Origin of the sequence: Salinibaculum sp. SYNS191, from assembly GCF_037338445.1 — an archaeon.
Taxonomy (GTDB): Archaea; Halobacteriota; Halobacteria; order Halobacteriales; family Haloarculaceae; genus Salinibaculum; species Salinibaculum marinum.
Genome location: NZ_CP147838.1, coordinates 2,277,271 through 2,298,414, shown reverse-complemented (window position 1 = coordinate 2,298,414; position 21,144 = coordinate 2,277,271). Strand labels below are relative to the sequence as shown.

General features: G+C 68.9%; 24 protein-coding genes. 10 read left to right on the top strand and 14 right to left on the bottom strand.

The genetic code is table 11. The features are described from left to right. The first annotated feature begins 147 nt into the window (after positions 1 to 147). Positions 148 to 1,209 carry a LolA family protein gene (locus WDJ57_RS12335; protein WP_338901121.1) on the top strand — a complete coding sequence of 354 codons (1,062 nt, stop codon included), beginning with the start codon at positions 148 to 150 and terminating at the stop codon, positions 1,207 to 1,209. A gap of 48 nt (positions 1,210 to 1,257) precedes the next feature. Further along, a complete protein-coding gene (gene hjc, locus WDJ57_RS12330; RefSeq protein ID WP_338901120.1) occupies positions 1,258 to 1,776 on the top strand; it encodes a Holliday junction resolvase Hjc in 519 nt (172 codons plus the stop codon). A 12-nt stretch (positions 1,777 to 1,788) separates the two neighbouring features. On the opposite strand, the gene WDJ57_RS12325 is transcribed toward hjc, so the two are convergent. Beyond that, positions 1,789 to 2,949 carry a M24 family metallopeptidase gene (locus tag WDJ57_RS12325; RefSeq protein ID WP_338901119.1) on the bottom strand — a complete coding sequence of 387 codons (1,161 nt, stop codon included), beginning with the start codon at positions 2,947 to 2,949 and terminating at the stop codon, positions 1,789 to 1,791. Between the two features lie 107 nt (positions 2,950 to 3,056). Here WDJ57_RS12325 and WDJ57_RS12320 point away from each other — a divergent pair, with 107 nt between their 5' ends. Next, positions 3,057 to 3,803, top strand: coding sequence for a CPBP family intramembrane glutamic endopeptidase (locus tag WDJ57_RS12320; protein ID WP_338901118.1), 747 nt, complete (start codon positions 3,057 to 3,059; stop codon positions 3,801 to 3,803). Between the two features lie 7 nt (positions 3,804 to 3,810). Here WDJ57_RS12320 and WDJ57_RS12315 read toward each other — a convergent pair whose 3' ends face one another. Together WDJ57_RS12315 and WDJ57_RS12310 are read right to left on the bottom strand one after the other, a co-directional pair. Next, positions 3,811 to 4,512 carry a type 1 glutamine amidotransferase gene (locus tag WDJ57_RS12315; RefSeq protein WP_338901117.1) on the bottom strand — a complete coding sequence of 234 codons (702 nt, stop codon included), beginning with the start codon at positions 4,510 to 4,512 and terminating at the stop codon, positions 3,811 to 3,813. Between the two features lie 72 nt (positions 4,513 to 4,584). Further along, positions 4,585 to 5,220, bottom strand: coding sequence for an SWIM zinc finger family protein (locus WDJ57_RS12310; RefSeq protein ID WP_338901116.1), 636 nt, complete (start codon positions 5,218 to 5,220; stop codon positions 4,585 to 4,587). A 166-nt stretch (positions 5,221 to 5,386) separates the two neighbouring features. Between WDJ57_RS12310 and WDJ57_RS12305 the strand changes: the two genes are divergently transcribed. Next, positions 5,387 to 5,917, top strand: coding sequence for a DUF7472 family protein (locus WDJ57_RS12305; RefSeq protein WP_338901115.1), 531 nt, complete (start codon positions 5,387 to 5,389; stop codon positions 5,915 to 5,917). Here WDJ57_RS12305 and priL read toward each other — a convergent pair. The 4 genes from priL to WDJ57_RS12285 form a co-directional block, all read right to left on the bottom strand. Then, a complete protein-coding gene (gene priL / locus WDJ57_RS12300; protein WP_338901114.1) occupies positions 5,893 to 6,966 on the bottom strand; it encodes a DNA primase regulatory subunit PriL in 1,074 nt (357 codons plus the stop codon). The genes WDJ57_RS12305 and priL overlap by 25 nt on opposite strands. Positions 6,967 to 7,015: 49 nt before the next feature. Beyond that, entirely contained in the window at positions 7,016 to 7,582 is a 567-nt protein-coding gene (locus WDJ57_RS12295; RefSeq protein ID WP_338901113.1) for a DUF7139 domain-containing protein, read from the bottom strand. 77 nt (positions 7,583 to 7,659) lie between these two features. Then, complete coding sequence (locus WDJ57_RS12290; protein ID WP_338901112.1) at positions 7,660 to 8,403, bottom strand: DNA polymerase sliding clamp; 744 nt, start codon at positions 8,401 to 8,403, stop codon at positions 7,660 to 7,662. A gap of 249 nt (positions 8,404 to 8,652) precedes the next feature. Continuing rightward, the gene (locus WDJ57_RS12285) at positions 8,653 to 9,501 is read right to left on the bottom strand and encodes a DUF4399 domain-containing protein (protein ID WP_338901111.1); all 849 of its coding nucleotides are present in this window, start codon (positions 9,499 to 9,501) and stop codon (positions 8,653 to 8,655) included. A 212-nt stretch (positions 9,502 to 9,713) separates the two neighbouring features. On the opposite strand from WDJ57_RS12285, the gene WDJ57_RS12280 reads away from it, so the two are divergent. Then, complete coding sequence (locus tag WDJ57_RS12280) at positions 9,714 to 10,514, top strand: RlmE family RNA methyltransferase (protein WP_338901110.1); 801 nt, start codon at positions 9,714 to 9,716, stop codon at positions 10,512 to 10,514. Here the strand turns inward: WDJ57_RS12280 and WDJ57_RS12275 are convergent, their stop codons facing one another. Beyond that, complete coding sequence (locus WDJ57_RS12275) at positions 10,515 to 11,267, bottom strand: queuosine precursor transporter (RefSeq protein ID WP_338901109.1); 753 nt, start codon at positions 11,265 to 11,267, stop codon at positions 10,515 to 10,517. Between the two features lie 3 nt (positions 11,268 to 11,270). Further along, positions 11,271 to 11,450, bottom strand: a complete 180-nt coding sequence (locus tag WDJ57_RS12270) for a ribbon-helix-helix domain-containing protein (RefSeq protein WP_338901108.1) — start codon at positions 11,448 to 11,450, stop codon at positions 11,271 to 11,273. 254 nt (positions 11,451 to 11,704) lie between these two features. Here WDJ57_RS12270 and WDJ57_RS12265 point away from each other — a divergent pair, with 254 nt between their 5' ends. After that, the gene (locus WDJ57_RS12265; RefSeq protein WP_338901107.1) at positions 11,705 to 11,968 is read left to right on the top strand and encodes a HalOD1 output domain-containing protein; all 264 of its coding nucleotides are present in this window, start codon (positions 11,705 to 11,707) and stop codon (positions 11,966 to 11,968) included. An 18-nt stretch (positions 11,969 to 11,986) separates the two neighbouring features. Here WDJ57_RS12265 and WDJ57_RS12260 read toward each other — a convergent pair whose 3' ends face one another. After that, positions 11,987 to 13,021 (bottom strand): NAD(P)/FAD-dependent oxidoreductase, encoded by a 1,035-nt coding sequence (locus tag WDJ57_RS12260; RefSeq protein WP_338901106.1) that lies wholly within the window; start codon positions 13,019 to 13,021, stop codon positions 11,987 to 11,989. A gap of 134 nt (positions 13,022 to 13,155) precedes the next feature. Between WDJ57_RS12260 and WDJ57_RS12255 the strand changes: the two genes are divergently transcribed. After that, positions 13,156 to 13,683, top strand: coding sequence for a hypothetical protein (locus tag WDJ57_RS12255; RefSeq protein WP_338901105.1), 528 nt, complete (start codon positions 13,156 to 13,158; stop codon positions 13,681 to 13,683). Between the two features lie 13 nt (positions 13,684 to 13,696). Here WDJ57_RS12255 and WDJ57_RS12250 read toward each other — a convergent pair whose 3' ends face one another. Beyond that, the gene (locus WDJ57_RS12250) at positions 13,697 to 15,889 is read right to left on the bottom strand and encodes a twin-arginine translocase subunit TatC (RefSeq protein ID WP_338901104.1); all 2,193 of its coding nucleotides are present in this window, start codon (positions 15,887 to 15,889) and stop codon (positions 13,697 to 13,699) included. Positions 15,890 to 15,991: 102 nt separating this feature from the next. Between WDJ57_RS12250 and tatC the strand changes: the two genes are divergently transcribed. After that, positions 15,992 to 17,269, top strand: coding sequence for a twin-arginine translocase subunit TatC (gene tatC, locus WDJ57_RS12245; RefSeq protein ID WP_338901103.1), 1,278 nt, complete (start codon positions 15,992 to 15,994; stop codon positions 17,267 to 17,269). Between the two features lie 57 nt (positions 17,270 to 17,326). Next, positions 17,327 to 17,953 carry a histidine phosphatase family protein gene (locus WDJ57_RS12240; RefSeq protein WP_338901102.1) on the top strand — a complete coding sequence of 209 codons (627 nt, stop codon included), beginning with the start codon at positions 17,327 to 17,329 and terminating at the stop codon, positions 17,951 to 17,953. Here WDJ57_RS12240 and larE read toward each other — a convergent pair. Further along, the gene (larE, locus tag WDJ57_RS12235; protein ID WP_338901101.1) at positions 17,950 to 18,819 is read right to left on the bottom strand and encodes an ATP-dependent sacrificial sulfur transferase LarE; all 870 of its coding nucleotides are present in this window, start codon (positions 18,817 to 18,819) and stop codon (positions 17,950 to 17,952) included. The two genes, WDJ57_RS12240 and larE, sit on opposite strands and share 4 nt — an antisense overlap. A 51-nt stretch (positions 18,820 to 18,870) precedes the next feature. Further along, positions 18,871 to 19,473 carry an IMP cyclohydrolase gene (locus tag WDJ57_RS12230; RefSeq protein ID WP_338901100.1) on the bottom strand — a complete coding sequence of 201 codons (603 nt, stop codon included), beginning with the start codon at positions 19,471 to 19,473 and terminating at the stop codon, positions 18,871 to 18,873. A gap of 78 nt (positions 19,474 to 19,551) precedes the next feature. Here WDJ57_RS12230 and WDJ57_RS12225 point away from each other — a divergent pair, with 78 nt between their 5' ends. Beyond that, a complete protein-coding gene (locus WDJ57_RS12225) occupies positions 19,552 to 20,382 on the top strand; it encodes a DUF3891 family protein (protein ID WP_338901099.1) in 831 nt (276 codons plus the stop codon). Here WDJ57_RS12225 and WDJ57_RS12220 read toward each other — a convergent pair whose 3' ends face one another. After that, positions 20,383 to 21,132 (bottom strand): DUF547 domain-containing protein, encoded by a 750-nt coding sequence (locus WDJ57_RS12220; RefSeq protein WP_338901098.1) that lies wholly within the window; start codon positions 21,130 to 21,132, stop codon positions 20,383 to 20,385. Positions 21,133 to 21,144: the final 12 nt, after the last annotated feature.

Sequence of the window (21,144 nt, the reverse complement as noted above, 5' to 3'; positions counted from 1 at the left end):
CGCAGGTGGAGACTGCCGGTACTGCCACCGACGAAGCCGGACCGACCAGCCGCCACGGGTGGGACTTTCGTGCTGTTCGAAGCGTCTCCGAGAGCGGGAGTCGCTAGCGGCCGAGGACATATGTTCGTGTAGCCCGTAACAGAGTCGATGACAGACGTTCGCGGACGACTTGACAGGTGGGGACCGCTCGTGCTCGTCGTGCTCCTCGTCGCCGCGACGGGGGCCGTCGGGGCGGTCGTGCTCGGCCCGCCCTCGGGTGACGCCATCCTCGACAACGTCGAGCAGCGCTACGAGAGCGCCGAGACGGTCCTCGGCGCGGCGACGGTCACCGTCGAGAACGAGACGATGGAGCGGACTGCGAGCGTCGAGTACGTCGCCGCCGACGGCAACAACAGCCGCGTCACCGTCACCGACGCGGACGGCCGCACAGTGGTCGTCGGGTCCAACGGCAGCGTCGCCTGGACCTACCAGCCCGCGACCGGGCTCACGCAGACCTTCGACGACGAGACGAGAGTCGAGGAGCTGAAAGCGCGCTACGACGGCAGATACGCCGACCGGATGGACCGCTTCACGGAGAACGTGACCGTCGAGCGGACCGGCACCGAGACCGTCGACGGCGAGGCGGCGTACGTCCTCTCCATCGAGTCCGAGAACGAGTCCATCACCTCGACGGCGACGCTGTGGGTCGATCGCGACGACTGGACGGTGCTCCAGAGCCGCGTCACGAGCGAGAAGGGGACCGTCACGACGCAGTTCACCGACACCCGCTTCGACGTGAGCGTCGACGAGTCGACGTTCCGCGCGCCGGACGAGACCGGCCAGCTAGTCGACGGCGCTGACCGGGAGCGCTACGACGACTTCGATGCGGCCCAGTCGGCGACCGACCTCGCCTTGCCGGACCTCCGTGACAGCTACACCTTCGAGGGCGCGCTGGTCGCCAGCTACGACGGGACCGCGACCGCGACGGCCATCTACGGGACCGACGCCGGGACGGTCTACGTTGGCGTCACCACCGGCGACGAGTTCGCCGGCGCGGGCGACGCGGAGGGCGGCGAAACCGTCACCATCGCCGGACAGGACGTGACCGTCGCGTCGACGCAGGGCGGCTCCATCGCTTACTGGACCGACGACGGGACGACGACAGCCGTCGTGACCCGCGGGCCGCCCGAGACCGCGCGCGAGGTTGCGGAGACCGTTCTCGGCGCGTAGCGGCCGACGACAGACGTTTTATAACCGTCCGACGGCGACGTAGTGGCAATGTCGAACGCGAAGGGCGACCGCCGCGAGCGGGAACTCGTGAACAAACTCGACGAGGCCGGCTTCGCGGTCATGCGCGCGCCCGCCAGCGGGAGCGCGACCGAGCGGGAACTCCCGGACGTGCTCGCCGGCAACGGCGGCGACTTCTACGCCATCGAGGCGAAGTCGTCGGCGGGCGACCCCATCTACCTCGACGGTGCGGAGATAGAGGCGCTGCTCTATTTCTCCCAGAACTTCGGCGCCCGCGCCCGCGTCGGCGTCCGCTTCGACCGCGAGGACTGGTACTTCTTCCACCCGGACGACCTCTACACGACCGACGGCGGCAACTACCGCGTCAAGAAGGAGACGGCGCTGGCCGACGGCATCGACTTCGCGGAACTGACCGGCCACTCCGAGCGCGTCACACTGGCCGAGGCCGCCGAACAGGACGAGGACGACGGCCCCGCTGTCCGCGAGATTCTCGAAGCGTTCCAGCGCGAGGACGTCACCATCGACGAGGCCGAGTCGATGCTGGAGTGACGGTCCGACGACTCACTCGCGGATGACGTTCGACTCGAAATCACGCGGGAAGTAGGTCAGCACGTCCACGCCGTCGTCGGTGACGGCCACGGTGTCGGAGTGGCGATAGCCCGCGGTGTCGGTGTAGATGCCGGGTTCGATGGTGTAGACGTGGCCCGGTTCCATCTCGGCGTCGTTGCCGCGGTCGATGTAGGGGGGTTCGTGGCCCTCCATCCCGATGTTGTGGCCGACGTGGTGCCGGGCCAGGTCGGTGACGCCCTGTTCCTCGAAGTAGTCCCAGACCGCCTGGTCGACGTGGCTGACCGGCACGCCCGGCCCCATCGCGTCGATGGCGACGTCCTGGGCCTCGCACATCAACTCGAAGTAGTGTTCGTCCTCGTCGCTGGCCTCCCCGACGAACATCGTCCGCTCCAGTTCCGAGTAGTAGCCGTCGACGTTCGCGGACGCGCCCGTGACGAGCACGTCGCCCGTCGACAGGCGTTCGTTGGGCGTGTGGCCGTGGGGAAGCGCGGTCTCCTCGCCGCTGATGTAGCCGGCGTGGACCGGCCCGTCGCCGCGCGTGCGGACGGCGTACTCCGACCCTAGCGCGTCGAGCATCGCCCGCGAGCCCTCCATCGACGCCCGCTGGCTGACCGTCACCGGATGCGCGCCGGGTTCGGTGTAGTCGGCCAGATAGCGGTGTGCGAGGTTCGCCCAGCGCGCGGACTCGCGGATGAGGTCCACCTCCGCGTCGCTCTTGGCTTCGCGCATCCCGGCCACCCAGTCCTGGGTCTCCACGTCGACGAACTCCGACAGCGACGGTCCCTCGTAGCCCATGACGCCCGGCGCACCGTCGGCGTCGGCGCGGACGCTCTCGACATCCAGTCCCTCTAGCATCTCCGCGACGGTCGCGATTGGCTCGCCGCCGGGGTAGTCAAAGTAGCTGTGGACGGCGTCGATGCGGGGGTTGTCCCGGACGCGCTCGACCTCCAGCCGCGGGACGGTGAGTTCGACCGCCTCGGCGGTGACGGCGAGACAGACCGGGCGCTCGGTCTGGATGTGGTGGAAACCGGTCAGGTACTCGATGCTGGTCGCGCCGAAGAAGACGGCGGCGTCGGCGTCGGCCGCGGCGAGGCGGTCGCGGACCGCTCCGAGTCGCTCGCGGAACTCGCGAGCGGGGAGACGTGTCGACATACCGGCACCAGGGACCGCGGCGGGATAAAACGCGCTACTGTCGGCGACCGGGCAGTCGGCGCGCAAACGGCGGTAGCGCTTTTCGGCCTGCGGCCCCACGTAGGGGTATGGAGAGTGCTGTTCAGCAGTCGGGAAGTCGCCTCCGCCTGGTCCTCGCCTCCTTCGGCCTCGCTGTCGGCGGCATGGTCCTGGGCATCGTCCTGTTACTCGGCCTGTTCCTGGCCGTCTTGGTCCCGCTCGGCATCCAGCCCTCGCCCACCGACGGGCTGGTCATCAGCCTGGTGCTCTTCCAGGGCATCGCCTTCCCCGGCATCGCCATCCTGTATTTCAGGTACAAGGGCCGCTCGCTCCGGCAGTTCGTCCCGGTCGCAATCCCGGGGCTGCGACAGGTCGGCATCATCATCGCCGCCTGGATCGGCGCGCTGGTGCTCGTCCTCGTCGGCGCGAACGTCGTCGTGAACCTGCTGGGGACGGAACCGGCCGCCAACGCCGCCTCCCAGACCGCCGCCGAGAACCCCGAGTTCATCCCCTTCCTCATCCCGCTGGTCTTCCTGCTCAACGCACCCGGCGAGGAACTGCTCTTCCGCGGCGTCATCCAGGGGCTGCTCCGCGAGCGGTTCAGCGCCGCCGGCGCGATTCTGCTGGCGACCGCGTCGTTCGCACCCATCCACATCACCGCGCTCATCGGGAGCATCGAGGCCGCGCTGGTCACCATCACCATCCTCTCGATTCCCAGCATCGTCTTCGGGGCCGTCTACGAGATTACGGACAACATCCTCGTCCCCACGCTCGTCCACGGCCTCTACAACGCGACGCTGTTCGTCGGGCTGTACTTCGCCACGACCGGCGGGTGACCGGCGGTCAGACGCTGCCACCCGCAGTGAAGGCGTCCAGAACGGCAGACAGCCCCGACTGTAGTTGCGCGAACGGCGCATCGTCGGCCAGCAGTTCCTCGGCGGACTGGACGTACTCGCCAGTGCCGGTGTCGCCGTCGACGGCCTCGACGAGTGCCCCCACGCTCTCGCGGGTCGCCTCCAGGTGGAACTGCAGCCCCAGCGCCAGGCCGTCGGCGGCGAGGAAGGCCTGGTTGCGGCAGGCCGGCGTCCGCGCCAGCAGCGTCCCGCCCGCTGGAATCTCGAACGCGTCCCCGTGCCAGTGAAAGGCCGGGAACTCGGGAACCAGCGGCGCGAGCGGGGAGTGTGCGGCAGCACCGGTCGTCTCCACCGGAAACCACCCCACCTCGCGGCGGTCGTGGCTGGCGACGTCGGCCCCGAGCGCGGCCGCGACCTGCTGGGCACCGAGACAGACGCCGAACACCGGCGTCTCCGCGTCCAGGGTCGCCCGAATCAACTCGCGCTCGGCGGGGAGCCAGGGATACGCCTCGACATCGTGGACGCCCATCGGGCCCCCCATGACCACCAGCAGGTCGACGTCGTCCGGGGCCGGCAGCGCCGCTCCGTCGTAGAGGTGGGTCCCGGTCAGGTCGTGGCCGCGCGCGGCGGCCCAGTCGGCGATGGCCGCCGGCGGCTCGAAAGGGACGTGCTGGAGGTAGTGAACGCGCATACTGAAACGGGGGCGGCCGACCAAATCAAAGCGCGGGTCGGCGCAAGGTCTGCGACAGTCGGCGGAACGGGCTCAGGCGTCGACCAGCGCCGCGTCGTCGGTCCGCTGGAGCCGCGACAGGGGGAAGGAGTACGTCCGCGGCTCGTCGTGTCTGATGGCGTCGCCGAGGTAGGCCACCTCGACCACGATGTCGTTCGCGGGGTAGCCCTCGTTGGTTGGGTAGTCGGCGACGGTCGTGTCCGCGGCCTGAATCATCACCTCGTCGGCGCGGCGGCCGGTGACGGCCCTGACGAGCAGGCGGTCGCCGGTCTCGCGGTCCACGACGACGTCCCCGGGGTCGAGTGCGCAGTGGTCACACAGCGGCGGCCGCGCGGCCTCGTCGACGAACGTCTCAGTGCCACAGGCCGCGCAGTCGGTGCGGCGCTTGCCCGGCGGCGGGACCCGGTGGGTCGTAATTTCGATGGCGACGCGGCGGCGGTGCTTGCACGTCTCGCCGCGGATGGTGGCGTCGGGGCAGGTGCAGGTCCCCTCGGCGGCGTCGACGACGTAGGTCGCGCCGCTCTGGCTGTCGACGGCGTAGCGCGACCCGCCGAGTGGGCGGACGGCCATCCGCTCGGCCCAGGCGCGGGCGGCGCGGTCTGGCATGGCACGGAGGTCCGGCGCGAGTGCGACGCGGCGGTCCGTGACGGGAGTCTCGGAATCGGGCATGGTGCTCACCGGACACGGGCGGTTTGCGTGGTGTGTCCAGTCGAAACGTAGGTTCCGGAGGTGGGTAAGTCGTTCGGTGGTGTGGCCGGCGCGGGGCCGCTGTCGGGCGGATTTCGGCCGGAGAGGGTTCGACACCCTTTTGCCCCTCCCTCTGGAATCCGCGGGCATGGAAATCGACGGGGAGACGGTCACGCAGATTCTCATCGCCGGCGGTGCCGTCGCTCTCTTTATCGTCGCCGCACTGGGCCTCAGCATGGCCTTCGGTAGCCATCCCGACCTCCAGAACGAGTCCGTCCAGGGCAGCCTCAACGGGACGCTCGCCGAGGGCGCGGTCTCGGGCGGGAGCGTCGACGGGGCGTTCAACGGGACGCTCGACGCCGACCTCAGCGCCAGCATCGAACGGGTCAACGGCACGCTCACCGGCACCGTCGAGAACAGCAACGTCACCGGCCGCTTCGTCGGCGAGGCCGCGGGGACGGTCGACGGGACGGTCAACGGGACACTCACCGGAACCTACGACGCCGACACCCGACGCGTCACCGGCCAGTTCGACGGGAACATCAACGGCACGGACGCGGGGACGGTCATCACCGAGACGGGCGGCATCGCGATCGTCGGCGTCCTCGCCGGCTTCATCGTCCTGATGGCGCTCGCGGGCTTCTACCTCGAACGTCAGGAGTTCGACTCCGACTCCTGACGCTCGCGCCAGTCGACGATGTCGTCCTCCTCGGAATCGTCCAGTTTCGCCTCGTAGTAGGCCATGGGATGTGAGATGGTCTCACAGAGGTCGTCCATGTTCACGCAGTCGCCGTAGGACTGCATCGTCGCACACGACGGCGCGGAGTACTCGGTGGGACTCGTCTCCCCGCGGATGTGGTCGACCTGGTAGCGCGTCGCCTCCTCGCCGAAGCCGGGGTTGACCTGGAACAGTTCCACGATTTCGTCGGTGTCCATCCCGATGCTCGTCAGGAAGGAGGCGATGGCGAAGCGGGAGTGGTGTTCCAGGTGCTCGCCCTTCTGGACCCGGTCCAGGAGGGACTTCATGCACGGCGGGAACAGTTCCGGGACGACCGTGTCGATGTCCCGGGTCAAATCGAGGTCGGCCAGTTGCTCGCGGATATGTGCACACTCCTCGTCGAGTTCCGCACCGATTACGTCCGGGACGTCGAGCGGCAGGCCGTCCTCGACGCGGTGCTGGACCGCCTGCCGGACCAGGAGGAGGAGTTCCTCCCCGGACAGGGGAACCTCGCCGTCGGCCAGGTCCCGGTTGACCAGTCGCCAGCCGTCGTCGCGCTGGTCGGCCGCGTGTTCGAGGTAGGTCCCCACCCCGATGCGGTAGCCGTCGGGGGTCTCGCGGACCGCTCCAGCGAGGTCGAACTCCCGGAGCAGGGCGTCGAGCGACAGCGACTCGGTCCGCGTGCTCTTCAGTTCGGTCTCCTCTCTGACTTCCTCGGTGAACCGCTCGTGAGCCGTCGCGGCCTCCGCGCGGGCGTACTTGCGGGTGAGCACGTGCTCGTCGACCAGCGAGACGAGCACGCGCGCGACCGGGTACGAGAGCAGTTCCACGCGCGGGCGACGGTGGGGCTCGCCGACCGAACTCCCCTGCAGCGACCCCTCGATGCGGCCCAGCGCGCGCTGGACGACCGCCTCTTCGTCGGCGACGACGGCCGCGAGGTCGACGCCCGCCTCCTGGACGGCCCGGCGGGCCGCGGCGAGGAACGGGTAGCGCGCGTGGAGCGGCTTCATCGCCACTCGGTTGCAGGGCGGCGAGCAAAAACCCGGCGGTCAGCCCGTCCTACTTCTCCAGTTCCTCGATGACCTGACTGACGTCCCCGCCGTCGCTGACGATGTCCCGGTAGCGGTCGCGGCTGACCTCCACCGTCTTCGTCTCGCCGTGGCGGACGACTTCGAGTTCGACGGTGCCCGCGGGGTTGTTCCGCAGGCGGAACGTGGCGAGCGCGGAGAAGACGAACCACAGCGCCACGGCAGCGCCGACCGCGTAGAGCATGACCGTCTCGAAGGCCATCGAGTCGGCGGTGCGGGTCCACCGGCCGGGGTAGGCGTGCCAGAACAGCCAGACGCCGACGACGGTCAGCGCGGACCCCGCGACCACGCCGACGCGCTTGCGCGTGCTCGCGGGCAGAACGAAGACGACGGACAGGAGCAACGCGGGGATGCCCAGACCGGCGAGAACGCCCGCCTGGGCCTTCGCGGCGACGGCGTCGCCGCCCACCGCGACGAGGAGGATGGCGGCGAGGACGGCGATGGCACCCGCCGCGCCGACGGCGAGTCCGCCGGCGACCCGTCGCGGGTTGCGCTCCGTGAACGTCCGCCGGTCGTAGGCCTCGTCGAGACTCGGCATACCTCCGTGTTCGGCAGCCTCGTACAAAACGATGCGTCAGACGGGCGCAAGACGGCGGGCGCAGAGAGACGCGGCGCTCAGTTGCTCTGGATGCGCGGGGCCAGCATGTACGTGACCGTCCCCTGTCCCTCGGCGATGTCGAAGTGGAGTTTGACGGGGAACTCCTCGCCGAGTTCCATCGTCACCTCGGCGTCGGAGGGGATGGCCTTGTTCATGTCCTTGAGGTAGTCGAGCGAGAACAGCGAGGCGGCCGGGCCGGCGACGAGGTCGATGAGGTCGTCGGTGTCCAGTTCGAGGTGGACGTCGTCGGTGTCGCCCTCCGCGGAGACGTAGAACAGTTCGTCGGCGGCGTCGACGCCGAGTTCGATGTGGTCGCTGACCATGTCCGCGGCGGTGACGGCGCGGTTGATGTCGCGTCCCTCGATGACGATGTTCGCGGGGAGGTCCAGGTCCGGCAGGTCCGGCTCCTCGCGGATGGACTCGGGGTCGATGAGCGCGAGCGTGTACTCCAGCCCCTCGATGGAGATGTGGAGCTTTCGGGTCTCCTCGTCGAGTTCCAGGTGAACGAGCTGGTCCTTGTCGGCCATGCCGGCGATATCCTGCAGCCGGACGAGGTTGACGCCGATGAGCCCGCCGTCGGCCTCGTAGGACTCGAAGGCCTCGGCCGACAGCGAGAGGTCGACCATGCCCACGTTGGCGGGGTCGACCGCCCGGATTTCCAGCCCGTCCGCTTCGAGGTGGATCTTGCACTCGTCCACCAGCACGCCCACAGAGTCGAGTGTCGCCTGGAGCGTCTCCGCGCTCACGATGGCGTTGAACATCTTGAAAATCGGTACGACCCCATCCCCTAAAAAGGCACGCCATGTGCGCTCGCGCGCGCGGACGACGGACCGTCAGTCCCGTTCGTCCAGCGCTCCCGCGACCAGACGCGGCGCAGGACGTTCAGCACACGCCTGCCAGGGCCGCGACGATATCCACTGCTCGGCCGCGTGCCGGCTCGACGGCGTGGACGAGTCCCTCGCAATCGCTTTCCAGCGGCAGGTCGAGCACGACCTCGGACCGTCCGATGCTTACGAGGTCGTGACGGTCGTCTGGACGTGAACCATTACCGCGCGGTGTGTGCCAGTTCCGACCTGGAAGCGGATCGTATGTTCGCCGGGGTCGTACTCATCACCCAGCTGCTCGGCGAGGTCGATGGTGCCGCTGGTCGAGCCGTCGCCGTAGTGAACGTGGCGGGCGTCACTAGGGATCACGTCCCCGAGGGGGACGAGCTCCGCGTCGATGATGGCGTGGAGGTGGCCGGCGTCGGAGTTGATGCCGTTGCTCGACGGTTCGATGGTGTAGTTATCGGCTTCGATCGTCCACTCGACGACGCTGCCGTCGACCGACGTGGACAGATCCAGGCTGGCTGTGTCCTCGACAGTGACCTCGACGGTGTCGGTCAGCCCCATCGCTCTGTGTGCGCCGTCTGCGACCTGCAGGTGAAGGGTGTGCTCGCCGGGTTCGAGTGCGAAGACGCCCTCTGTCTGGCCTGTCCCGTAGTGGATGTGGGCGTCGTCGCTGGGGATGATCTCGCCGGGAGTTACGGGGCCGGTGTCGAACATGACGTGATAGTGACCCGCGCCTTCGGTGACTTCACCGGCCTCCTCGATGGTGACGCCCTCGGCAGTCGTGTCCCACTGAACTGACGTACTCGTCAGCCCTGCCCCGTCCATCGGCACTGCGAACGAGACGCTGGCGTCGGGGCCGACGCCGTTCATGTACGTGCCCGTCGACGTGCTGGTCCCGGTCGGGGATCCGCCAGCGTCGGTCGGCGACCCGCCGGACGGACCGCCACACCCGGCCAGCGTCGCGATGCCAGTTGCGCCGAGTGCGAGTACCTCTCTCCGGTCGTACCAGGTGAAGCGGTCGTCCGTCATACACCATCTTGTCTGCCAGCAACAATGATAGCTGTCTCTCGGTCCACCACCCGGGAAGTGAACCGGAAGTATCCGGGAACGGTAGTATAATTATTTTTATATAGCAGCAGTCCAGGATTCGTTACGCACTACTATCGTCGAGGCTCGGGGAGGGAGGGCCAGCGTGACAGCGACACGCCTAACCGCGTCGGTCAGCTATCGGACGCAAGACTATGAGCGGGAAGGACATGTACTACAACAAGGCCAAGCAGGAGGGCTATCGAGCCCGCTCGGCCTACAAGCTCAAACAGCTGGACGAGGCCGCGGGCCTGCTCGGTGACGGCCGGACCGTCGTCGACCTGGGCGCGGCACCCGGCGGCTGGCTGCAGGTCGCCGCCGAGCGCGTCGGATCACGGGGGACCGTCGTCGGCGTCGACCGCCAGCGCATCGACGACCTGGACGAGCCCGTCGCGACGGTCCGGTACGTCCGCGGCGACATCACCGAGGATAGCACCAAAGACCAGATTCGGGAGACCGTCGCGGACGCGACCGGCGAGGACCCCACGGAGCGGCCCGTCGACGCCGTCGTCTCCGACATGGCGCCGAACATGAGCGGCGACTACGACCTGGACCACGCCCGCTCGGTGTACCTGGCCCGGCAGGCCTTCGAGGTGGCGACGGACCTGCTCGACACCGGCGGGGACCTCGCAGTGAAGGTCTTCGACGGCCGCGACCTGGCCGACCTCCAGGAGGACATCGAGGCCGAGTTCGAGTACGTCCGGCAGGTCCGCCCCGACGCCTCGCGGGACGCTTCCTCAGAACTCTACCTCGTCGCGAAGAACTACCTGACCGCGCCGGTCCGCGAGGGCGACCGGATGGACGTGGAAATCGTCGACGTCGGGGACGAGGGCGACGGCATCGCGAAGGTCGAGGAGTTCACGCTGTTCGTCGCGGGCGCCGAGGAGGGCGACGAACTGACCGTCGAAGTGACCGACGTGAAGCCACGGTACGCCTTCGCCGAACCGGTCGAGTAGTCAGTCCAGCCGCGAGGCGGTAGCGGCCGAGTCGCCGGCCCGCGAGCGGACTGCGCCGACGACGGCGTAGACGAAGGGCGTGTCCCCGAGTGCGATGAGCAGTTTCAGGACGTACTGCCCGACGATGAGCGCCGCAATCGCCGACAGCGAGCGGGGGTCACTGCCGACGAGCAGCGGGACGAGACCGAACGCGAGCGTGATGAAGATGACCGTGTCGAGCAGCTGGCTGCTGGCCGTCGACCCGAGGTTGCGCAGCCAGAGCGCGTCGCCGTCGGTGTACTCCCGCAGCCGGTGGAAGACGAGCACGTCCCAGTTCTGGCTGACGAGGTAGGCCGCGAGGCTGCCGACGACGATGGGGAGGCTCGCGCCCAGCACGCTCGCGAACTCCGCCTGCCCCACCGGCGAGAAGGACGCGATGGGGGCCTGGATAGTCAGGAAGGCCAGCGCGAGGAAGACGAAGTTCATGAAGAAGGCGACGTTGACCATCACCTGCGCCGCGCGGCGGCCGTACAGCTCGGCGTAGCAGTCGGAGGCGAAGAAGGTCACCGCGTAGGCCAGCGCCGCGCCCGGGAGAAGCAGCGTCTCGCCGGCCAGCGGGATGCCGAAGGGGAGGTCGATTGCCAGCAGCTTCGAGGCGGTCACCTGCGACGTGATGAGCGCCGTCACGAAAAGCGACAGCAGTCCCACCTGCACGACCTGGCCGAACGACGACCGGTCGAGGTCCGCCCGCTGGCTCCGCGTGTCGTGGCTCACGGCTCAGCGCTCACCCTCTTCGAGGCGGCCGTGGCGCTCGTCTATCTCGTCGAGCACGTCCAGCGTCTTCCTGATGGACGCGCGTATCGCCTCGCTGCGGTTGACGAACTTCCCGTTCTCGCCGACGTGGCTGTCGAGGTCCGCGAGGAGTTCCTCGGGCACCTCCACGCTAATCTTCGGCATGTATTCTACTGCGAATACCCGGGTAATATGCTTGACGTTCGGGGGTGATAACACGCGACACATAACCGGGCATGGTTTTATTAACGTGACAATAGTCATCTCGGGGTAACGATGCACGCGAACGATTCCGACGAGGTGTCGTCGACGAGCGAGACCGCGTGGCGGCCGGCGAGAGCGACAGTGCGGGACGCGAGCGCGGCCCGACCGGCCGACGCTGGCACGAAGACCGGCGTACACGCGGCGGTGAGTCGGCCATGACGGGCAACGACATCGTCTTCGAGGTGGTCGCGGCGCTGGCCGCGAAGGAGGGCGTCGCGCCCGAGGAACTTGACTACACCTTGTCGGAGTACGTCGACACGGACGCGCTGGCGACGCTCGCGAGCATGGAGGACAGCGTCTGGGAGTTCAGTTTCCGCGTCAAGGACCACAGCGTGACGGTCACGCACGACGGGCGGGCCTACGTCGACGGCGTCGCCTACCGCGGCGGCCTCCGCATCGACGAACCCGCCCACCACTGACAGTCTTTCTGCGGCGCTCTACAGTCGGTGTGCCAGGCGTTCGCCAGTGTCCAGTCCGTTGCGCAGCGCCGCGTGCAGGCGGGCCTCGCCGGCCACCCAGTCGCCGAGGCAGTACAGGTCGTAGTCCTCGGCGGACTGGACGAGTCCGCTCGGGACACCCGTCTCCGGTTGCGCGTAGCGCCAGCCCTGCCAGTCGGTCCAGTCCGGGTCACGCAGGCGCTCGTCGCCGATGATATCGGCCGTCATCTCGGCCAGCGCGGTCACGTTGTCTTCGGGTGCGGCGTCGTAGTGCTCGACCGACCACTCGTGGTTGGCCTGGACGACCAGCAGCGACTCGCCGTCGGGGACGTGCCCGTCCTTGCACTCCTCGCGGGCAATCCAGCCGACCGCGTGGTCCTTGTCGGTGTTGACCAGCGCGTAGTATGGGCGGTCCAGTTCGAAGGGGTAGTGCAGAATCCCCGTCCAGATGGTCCGGTAGTCGACGTCGTCGACGGCCGCGGTGAGGTCCGCGCGGAACGGGTCGTCCCACTCGGCGTCGGCGAGCAACGCGGCCGTCTGTGGCGCGGGCGGGTTCAGGCAGAGCACGTCGAAGGGACCCCACCGCTCGCCGTCGGTGTCCGTCGCCGTCCACCGCTCGTCCTCGCGTGCGATTGTCTCGACGCGGGTCTCCGTGTGGACGGTGGCGTCGGTGCGAGCGAACAGGCGCTTGGCAATCTGTGTCAGCCCCTCCTCGTAGCTCCACTTGTGCTCGTCGGCGTCGCGGCCCTCCGAGACCGTGCCGTCGGCGTCGAAGACGTAGATGGGTTCGGTGACGTCGACCAGGCCGTCGGTGTCCAGTTCCTCGGTGATGAGGGCGACGACGCGCTCGTCGTCGGCCTTGACGTAGTTCGCGCCGTAGTCGTAGCGGATGCCGTCCCGGCGGCGGGTGGCGGCCCGGCCGCAGACCCCGCGGGACTTCTCCAGGACGGTCACCGTGGCGTCTGTCGTCGAATCGAGGACGTAGGCGGCGGCCGCGGTGGCCGCGCCCGCACCGACGAAACCGATGTGTGTCATCGGCGTCCCTTGGGGTCGCAGACACTAAACGGCGCCACTCCGGTGCCGCCGTGGAGCGGGGCCGACAGGGGCAATATACAGCGGCTGTTTGACCCTCCGACAGTATTTCCATCGTGTCGGTCGACGGTTCCGATATGACGAAGCCGACCCGTCGCGACGTGCTCCGGGCGAGCGGCGTCGTCGCCGTCGGGGCCCTCGCTGGCTGCTCGGCGCTCGGCGACGACGCGACCGAGGAGCCGTCCTACAGGCAACTCCCGACGACCGCGGTCTACGTCGCCGACGTCGTGGACCTGTCGGTCCCGGCGGAGATAGAGACCGTGAGCGACCCGGTCAACGCCGACCTCGTCGTCGTCCCTGCCGACACGAGCAGCAGTGCCGAACAGACCGTCCAGTGGCTGGCCGACGGCCGCGCCGTCGCTTTGCTCGGCGACGCCGCCGAGGAGACGTGGCACGCCTGGGCCGAAAGCGCCGCCTACCGCGACACCTTCGACACGGAGGGGTACTCCGACAGCGACCCCGACCCGGAGCTACTGGTCGCGGGCGCAATCGGGCTGGACGTAACGACCTACCGCTACACCTGGGGCGAGGGACCGAGCGACGAAGACGTCCTGGGGGCGCTGGACGAATCGCTCGCGGACATCGAGACGCGGACGCCGCAGTGACGGAGACGATGCCCTACCGCCGCAAGCGGTAGAGCAGTTCCATCGGGGCCATCCCGATGAAGAAGGCGATGGTCGCGGGAATCGCGAGGATGAACATGGTGAACACGCCCTTCGGCGAGAGGAGGCCGCCGATGGCGAAGAAGCCGAGGACGGCCACGCGCCAGCGCGTCCGCATCGTCTCGTAGCTGATGAGGTTGCCGCGGGCGAACAGCCACATCGTGACGGGAATCATCGCGAGGATGCCGACGCCGATGGTGGTGAAGATGACCAGCCAGCCGAAGTTGTTGATGCGGTAGGCGATGACCATGTTCGAGGTCAGCGCGTCCCCGGCCAGCCAGGAGATGATGCCCGGCGCGATGTAGAAGAAGCCGAGCAGCGTCCCGCCGATGACCGACGCGAACAGGGTGCCGCCCCAGACCAGCAGGACGTTGCGGTTGCCGCCGGTCGTAAACCCGCGGCTCTGGATGGCCGGCCACGCGAAATAGAGCACGATGGGGATGATGGAGACGAAGGCGAGCAGCGTCGAGAACTTGATCTCGAAGATGAGCGCCTCGACGGGGTGCAGCGTCACGATGTCGACCTGGTCCGCCAGCGTCTCGGGCATGCTCCCAAGGAAGGAGTCGCGGATGTCGCCGATACCGCCGCTGTAGAGGTAGACGAACGTCAGCGCGAGGACGGTCATGAACGTGCCGACGATCCAGATGGCCTTCGAGGTCAGCGAGTCGAGGATGAAGGCGATGTCGTAGTAGTAGCCGCCGATGTCGTCCTCGGTGGTCTCGTCCTCGGTGAACGCGTCCATCATGCCGGCCGCCGTCGACGTGACCGGGTTCGAGGACTCCTCTGTCTCCGTGGCCTGCTCGGCGGCGAACTCCTGGGCCTCGTCGAACCGGTCGAGGATGGCCTGGGCCTTCTCGCCGTCCTGGTCCTCGACGGCGCGTTCGGCGTGTTGCAGCGCCTCCCCCTCCGACAGTTCGGCGAACGCTTCCGGCGGCGCGGCCCTGACGGCGGCCGCGCTCAGCGCGTCGATGTCGATTTCGGCGGGTTCGCCGGCGCTGGCCGCGGTACTGTCGGCCGTCACCTCCGACTGGGGCGTGCCCGTCGCGGCGAGCCGGTCGGTGACGGCGACCCGCTGGAGTTCCCGGATGCGCAGGGCGAAGAGGGCCACGCTGACCGTGAGCACGACGACCCCGCCAGTGATGACCGCGGCAGCGGTGGCCGAGTCGAGTCCCAGGAAGCCGAGTTCACCGAACGTCGGGAAGCGGTACGAGGAGCCGATGGCGTCGAGCGCGCCGTTGGTCGCCTCCAGACCGCCGCGGGTGAGGTAGGCGTAGATGCCCGCGCCAGCGAGGACGGCCGTGCCGGCGAGGACGTTCCAGCGCTTGCGGACCACCAGCCGGATGGGGACGTTCGCGCCGGCCTGCTTCGAGAGGACGGCGAGTCTGGTCACGCCGAGGCTGAGACCGTAGAGCGTGACCAGCGGCAGCGCCCACATGATCTGGGTGAACGGGTCTGGCGGGGAGAACACCGCGCCGAAGACGAAGATGCCGATGACGGCGTAGCGCCACTTGTCGCGGAAGGTCTGGTAGGGGACGACGCCGGTCAGCGAGAGCCCGCTCATCGCGAGCGGGAGCTGCGCGGCGAGGCCAAAGGAGAGCGTGAGGAAGAAGACGAACTCCGTCCACTTCACGATTGAGTACGTCGGCGTGAAGCCGGCCTGGACGGCGTTCTCCGCGAGGAAGGAGAACATGATGGGGAAGAACAGCTCGTAGGCGTAGGTGACGCCGCCGACGAACAGCCCGCCGATGAGCAGCCCCAGCACGGCGAGTTTCCAGCGCGGGATGGCCTCCGAGGGCCAGAACCCGCGCCGTTTGAGCGCACCGCGGCTGAAGAACAGCAGTGCCGGGATGGCGAAGAGGACCCCGACTATCATCCCGACTTTCACCTGCAGGAGGATGACGTCGAAGGGCGTGACGGCGACGACGGTGGTGGCCTCGCGGGCCTCGGCGTTCATCTGGGAGTAGAGGATGTCCTGCTTCAGCGCGTCCCAGACGTACATCCGCAGGGCGAAGAAGGCCCCCAGCATCCCCACCAGAAAGACGAGGAACACCTTCTTGAGGTCGCTCTGGGCCGTCGAGAGCATCGCACCGACGGTTTCGCGGCCGCTGGCGACTGTCCGCGCAGTGTCCTCGTCGAGTGCGCCAGCCATTTCTCGGGGGAATCTTGCCGACTGTCGGTTATCAATCTATTGCGTTAGAGCCGTGCGGGCGAGAGAGAAGGCTTACAAGAACTGCCGGCCAATCGCCGCTGAATGAGCGAGGGGGACCCCGACGAGGGCGACGAGCACCCGTCCGGGACAGACGAGGACGAGCAGACACCCCCACCAACGGGTCCGGAAGACGATGACGACCCGGAGACACCGGACGACGAACGGGAAACGGCAGCCGGTGCGGACGACGCGGACGAGGGCGACGATGCGGACGAGACGGCAACGACAGCCGAGGCGTCCGACGAGTCGAGGACCGAAGAGGACGACGAGAACGACGACAGCACGGGAGACGCCGACGCAGGCGACGACGCGGGGGCGGACGAGGAAAGCCGAGACGGGGACACAGACGAGGGGACCGAGGGCGAGACGACCGACGACGGGGCGGATGGCGACGAGACGACCGACGAAGAAACGGACGAGGACGAGACCGGCGACGACGTGGCGACGCCCGGGGAGGACCTAACTGTCCCTGCCAGCGGCGAGCCGCCGACCGCGCCGGCAGAGCCGCTCGAACCCGAGGCGGGCGCGCCGGACGACCAGGAGATGCCGCTGACCGCGCACATCGAGGAGATGGTCAAACGGCTCGGCATCGTCATCGTCGTGATGGCAATCGTCAGCGCGGTCATCTTCCCGCTGGGTGACCGCCTCATCAACTTCCTGTGGTACTCCTTCCTCCCCGGCCCGCCGACGGAGTGCGTCCAGCAGATCGCGACGGCTGCGGAGCAGGCCGCGGGGACAGCCGCCGACGGTGCCGGGAGCGACACCGCCGCCTGTCCGCGGCTGTACCACCCGCTCGCGCTCGTCCTCGCGCGGCTGAAAGTGGCTTCGCTGGGCGGCTTCATCATCGCGTTGCCCGTGTTCGTCTACCAGACCTACCTGTTCATGCGTCCCGGGCTGTACCCCAACGAGCGCCGGTACTACCTGGCGAGCGTGCCGACCAGCCTCATCCTGGCCGGCATCGGCGTCGCCTTCGCGTACTTCCTCGTCCTGCCCATCATCTTCCAGTACTTCCTGGGCTACTCACAGCCGGTCGCGGAGGTGGCCTTCGGCCTCAGCGAGACGTTCGGGCTCATCCTGCTGATGCTGGGCATGTTCGCGGTCATCTTCCAGATACCGCTTTTCATCATGCTCGCCATCATGATGGGCGTGACCACGCGGCGCTGGCTGAAAGACCGCCGGCTGTACTTCTGGTTCGGCTTCGCCGGCATCGCCTTCCTCTTCAGCCCCGACCCGACCGGGATGGCACCCTTCATCGTCGCGCTGACGATGGTCCTGCTGTTCGAGGGGTCGCTGCTGCTGCTGCGGTGGACGGGGCGGTAGTCCCCCGGCCGCCGGAGACACCCGACAGCTAAGAGCGTCGAGTGCCGAGCGAGTCCTGTGACGGGACAGCCAGCGGACGGCCGGACGCGGGTCCTGCTCGTCCGGCACGGCGAGACGGACTGGAACCGAAAGCGGCGGATTCAGGGGTGGGCCCCGTCGTCGCTGAACGACCGGGGCCGCGAGCAGGCGCGGGCGGTCGGCGAGCACATCACAGCGGCGTACGACGTCGACCGCGTCGTGGCCTCGGACCTCCGGCGCACCCGGGAGACGACGGCGCAGGTCCGCGAGGCGGGCGTCGACGCCGAGCCGACGTTCCTGCGGGCCTGGCGCGAGCGCGACTTCGGCGTCTACCAGGGCCTGGGCTACGACAAACTGTTCGAGCGCCACCCCGAGTTCGCCGCCGAGAGCGGCGTCGTCGCGCTCCGGGCACAGCCCGCCGGCGGCGAGCGCCTGCCCGAGGCCTACGAGCGCGTCGTCGACGGCTGGACCCACCTCTGTGCCGAGGCCGTCGGTGAGACCGTCCTCGTCGTCACTCACGGCGGACCCATCTACTTCGTACTCGGCCACGTGAAGGGGCAGGACGTGCTGACGGCGGTGCAGGAGCACTCACTGGACAACTGCGGCGTCACCGAACTGCTCGTCGGCGAGGAGACGGAACTCGTGCGGGAGAACGAGACTGTCTAGTCGGTCGGGTACTCGGCGTCCAGCGGGTCCGGCGTCTCGGCCGCTGGCTGGTCCTCCTCGGCGGCCTCGCCGGGGCTGACGCTGCCGGTCCGGTAGCCGTGGAGGTCCAGGGTCACGTGGTCGAACCCGAGGTCGGAGATGTGGTCCCGCGCGGCCCGGACGAAGTCGGGGTCCAGCGCCACGTCGAGTTCGTCCTCGGCGACTTCGATGCGAGCCAGGCCGTCGTGGTCGCGCACGCGGAACTGGTCGAAGCCCCACGTCCGCAGCAGACGCTCGGCCTTCTCGATGCGCGAGAGGCGTTCCTCCGTGACCTCCAGCCCCGTCGGAATCCGCGACGAGAGACACGCCATCGAGGGCTTGTCCGCCACCGAGAGGTCGTACTCGCGGGCGATGTCGCGGACCTCCTCCTTCGTGATGTCGTGGGCCAGCAGCGGCGAGTAGGCGTCGAGTTCCTCGACGGCCTGCAGACCGGGCCGGTGGCCCTCGCCGGGGTCCGACGCGTTCGTGCCGTCGCAGACGACCGGGATGTCCAGGTCCTGTGCGCAGTCGAACATCGCCGAGAGGCGCATCGAGCGGCAGTGATAACATCGCTCGTCGTCGTTTCGTACGAAGGCATCGCTGTCGAGTTCGGAGAACTCCACGATCTCGTGGCGGATGCCGATTTCCTCGGTCACCCGGCGGGCGTCGTCGAGTTCCTCGGCGGGGAGGGTCTCGCTCTTGGCGGTGCAGGCCACCGCGTCCGACCCGAGGGCGTCGTGGGCGATAGCGGCGACGACGGAGGAGTCGACGCCGCCGGAGAAGGCGACGAGGACGCCGTCGCGCTCGGCCAGGTCGGCCCTGGCGGCGGCCAGTTTCTCTGCAACCATACCTCCCGTTGCGCCTGCGCGCGCAAAAGGCCGTTGACCCTCAGCGAGCCGTCACTCGTTGACGACGGCCGTCTCGAAGCCGCCGTCGGTCGCCTCGACGCCGACGGCACAGACGGCGTGTTCGAACTCGTGGTCGTACACTTCGCGTGCGGCCCCGGCGGCGTCGCCGGCCGACAGCGGGAACGACGAGGGGCTGTCCCGTTCGTAGGTCGCCACGAGCGTCGGGCCCTCGACCTCCTCGACGAGCAGCGCGTCGCGGCGGACGGTCCCGACGAAGGCGCTCTTCCCGTCGGCTGTCGCCGTAGGGTCGTCGTCGAGGCCGACGATGCCGGCGATGCGCGGGGTGTCGTAGTCGTCCTTCTCGAAGTCCAGCGCGAGCAGCGGCTCCGCGAGGGCGTCGCGGGCGGGGTAGCCCAGTTCGAGTTTCTCGGCGATAGGGTCGACGTGGGAGCCGTTGCCCAGTACCGCGCCGCGGTCGGTGACCTGCACGCAGTTGTAGGAGATGTAGGGGTTGTCCGTCTCTGGGGCGTCCGCGGTGGGGCCGACGGTGACGGTCCCGTCGCGGTCGAGCGCGCGGCGGTTGGGGAACGAGCGCGAGGAGACGCGGTAGGCACCGAGTTGCGGGCCGACGACGACGAAGCGTCCGACGTACATACGCGTCCCTGGCGCGCGGGCCCACATGGGCGTGTCGGTTGGCAGCCCGCTTTTGTCGCTGGGTCTCCACGGTCCGGTATGCTCATCGCCGAGCGGGACGCCCGCTACCGCTTCGTGACGCAGCCGGCCCACGCGCGAGTGGCCGGCCGACTCGCCGAACACTGGGGCGGGGACGGCTTCGACCGACCCGAACCCTCCCCCGCCGTCGTCACCGCGACGTACAACCACGACAACGGCTGGTGGCGCTACGACCGCCAGCCACACCGCGACGCGAGCGGCGACCTGGTCGGCGTCCGCGACGTCCCCCCGGCGAGGTGGGTCGAGTTCTACGAGGACGGCATCGACAGCGTCGTCGACCTGGACCCGTACGCGGGGGTGCTCGCCTCGCTACACGGATCGGGACTGCGCCGGCGGCGGTACGGCCTCTCCGACGCGACGCCGCCGGAGCACGACAGCTACGAGCGGTTCGTCGCCGACGAGGAGGCCCGCCAGCGGCGACTCGTCGACGAGATGCGACGGGAGGGCGACGAGCGCGTGAGCGAACGCGACGCGGCCCTGCTGGAGTCGCTGCACGAGTCGGGGACGCCGGCCGACGAAGGGAGCCGGCTGTGGCGGAACTACGCGCTCCTGCAGGCGTGGGACCGGCTCTCGCTTGCAGTCTGTGCGACGCTCCCGCCGGGAGAGACGACCGAGATACCCCTGGCTGGAGACGAGACGCTGACGGTGGCCGCTGTCGACGGGACGACCTTCGAGGTCGAACCGTACCCCTTCGCGTCCGATTCGCTGGTCGTGCGGGTGCCGGCCCGCCGCGTCGAGAAGACTGCGGTCGAGACGGGGGAAGACCTGGCCGGGAGCTACTACGGGACTCCCCGGGAGTCGCTCGCGGTAACGCTCCGGGGTAAGCAGTGATTACCGGCCGGCGAAGGCGTCTCCGGCCCGCGACCAGTCCCACTCCAGGTACGTCACCTTGGGGGAGGAATCGGCCGGGATAGCGTCGTACTCGCGGAGGAACTCCCTCGTCCCGCGTCGACCGCCGAAGTCGCCGGGGTGCCAGCGGAACAGCCGGGGGACCCGCACCGCGTCGGCGTCGGGGTCGTACTCGACGGTGGCGTCGAGGTAGGTCTCCGTCGCGAGGTCGAGCTGGTCGTCGATGGCGTCGGGCGTGTACGCGCGGATGGCCGGACAGCTGGCCGCGCCGCAGTTGAGCGCGAAGTGGACCCGCGGGTCCAGGTCGGCCAGCCGGTAGCGAAGCTCGAAGGTGTCGGGAACGAGCCGCGGCAGATACCCCAGTCCGTACTTCGAGCGCCGGCGGAGGATGCCGTGTTCGATGTCGTCCAGGCTCAGCGCGTGACCCGCGACGGTGACTGCGGGAACCGAGAAGAAGCGCAGCGACCGCCATCGGCTCTCGTAGAGCCCGCTGCGGGTCGCCAGCAGGTGCTGCGTGCCCGCGTTGTAGAGGTTGCACCAGAAGGCGAGGGCGGTGGCGCGGTCGGTCCGTACCTCGGCGAGCGCCGCGTCGTCGAACGCGGCCAGCGCCGACAGATACGGCTCCGGGTCCGCGTCCGTCCGGTAGGCGACCAGCAACTCCTCGGCCGCCTCGGTCGGGGTCGGGGCCGGTCGGCCGTCCGGGGTCGACTCGGCAGCAGCCTCGGGAGCCATGTGCATCGGGAG

What these genes read in the sequence shown, in the direction of transcription:
- WDJ57_RS12260 (WP_338901106.1), bottom strand. Translation starts at nt 13,021, where the DNA reads ATGACACACATCGGTTTCGTCGGTGCGGGCGCGGCCACCGCGGCCGCC.
- WDJ57_RS12315 (WP_338901117.1), bottom strand. Translation starts at nt 4,512, where the DNA reads ATGCGCGTTCACTACCTCCAGCACGTCCCTTTCGAGCCGCCGGCGGCC.
- WDJ57_RS12295 (WP_338901113.1), bottom strand. Translation starts at nt 7,582, where the DNA reads ATGCCGAGTCTCGACGAGGCCTACGACCGGCGGACGTTCACGGAGCGC.
- WDJ57_RS12320 (WP_338901118.1), top strand. Translation starts at nt 3,057, where the DNA reads ATGGAGAGTGCTGTTCAGCAGTCGGGAAGTCGCCTCCGCCTGGTCCTC.
- WDJ57_RS12285 (WP_338901111.1), bottom strand. Translation starts at nt 9,501, where the DNA reads ATGACGGACGACCGCTTCACCTGGTACGACCGGAGAGAGGTACTCGCA.
- WDJ57_RS12250 (WP_338901104.1), bottom strand. Translation starts at nt 15,889, where the DNA reads ATGGCTGGCGCACTCGACGAGGACACTGCGCGGACAGTCGCCAGCGGC.
- WDJ57_RS12255 (WP_338901105.1), top strand. Translation starts at nt 13,156, where the DNA reads ATGACGAAGCCGACCCGTCGCGACGTGCTCCGGGCGAGCGGCGTCGTC.
- WDJ57_RS12225 (WP_338901099.1), top strand. Translation starts at nt 19,552, where the DNA reads ATGCTCATCGCCGAGCGGGACGCCCGCTACCGCTTCGTGACGCAGCCG.
- priL (WP_338901114.1), bottom strand. Translation starts at nt 6,966, where the DNA reads ATGAAGCCGCTCCACGCGCGCTACCCGTTCCTCGCCGCGGCCCGCCGG.
- larE (WP_338901101.1), bottom strand. Translation starts at nt 18,819, where the DNA reads ATGGTTGCAGAGAAACTGGCCGCCGCCAGGGCCGACCTGGCCGAGCGC.
- hjc (WP_338901120.1), top strand. Translation starts at nt 1,258, where the DNA reads ATGTCGAACGCGAAGGGCGACCGCCGCGAGCGGGAACTCGTGAACAAA.
- WDJ57_RS12310 (WP_338901116.1), bottom strand. Translation starts at nt 5,220, where the DNA reads ATGCCCGATTCCGAGACTCCCGTCACGGACCGCCGCGTCGCACTCGCG.
- WDJ57_RS12335 (WP_338901121.1), top strand. Translation starts at nt 148, where the DNA reads ATGACAGACGTTCGCGGACGACTTGACAGGTGGGGACCGCTCGTGCTC.
- WDJ57_RS12265 (WP_338901107.1), top strand. Translation starts at nt 11,705, where the DNA reads ATGACGGGCAACGACATCGTCTTCGAGGTGGTCGCGGCGCTGGCCGCG.
- WDJ57_RS12290 (WP_338901112.1), bottom strand. Translation starts at nt 8,403, where the DNA reads ATGTTCAACGCCATCGTGAGCGCGGAGACGCTCCAGGCGACACTCGAC.
- WDJ57_RS12325 (WP_338901119.1), bottom strand. Translation starts at nt 2,949, where the DNA reads ATGTCGACACGTCTCCCCGCTCGCGAGTTCCGCGAGCGACTCGGAGCG.
- WDJ57_RS12280 (WP_338901110.1), top strand. Translation starts at nt 9,714, where the DNA reads ATGAGCGGGAAGGACATGTACTACAACAAGGCCAAGCAGGAGGGCTAT.
- WDJ57_RS12230 (WP_338901100.1), bottom strand. Translation starts at nt 19,473, where the DNA reads ATGTACGTCGGACGCTTCGTCGTCGTCGGCCCGCAACTCGGTGCCTAC.
- WDJ57_RS12220 (WP_338901098.1), bottom strand. Translation starts at nt 21,132, where the DNA reads ATGGCTCCCGAGGCTGCTGCCGAGTCGACCCCGGACGGCCGACCGGCC.
- WDJ57_RS12270 (WP_338901108.1), bottom strand. Translation starts at nt 11,450, where the DNA reads ATGCCGAAGATTAGCGTGGAGGTGCCCGAGGAACTCCTCGCGGACCTC.
- WDJ57_RS12305 (WP_338901115.1), top strand. Translation starts at nt 5,387, where the DNA reads ATGGAAATCGACGGGGAGACGGTCACGCAGATTCTCATCGCCGGCGGT.
- tatC (WP_338901103.1), top strand. Translation starts at nt 15,992, where the DNA reads ATGAGCGAGGGGGACCCCGACGAGGGCGACGAGCACCCGTCCGGGACA.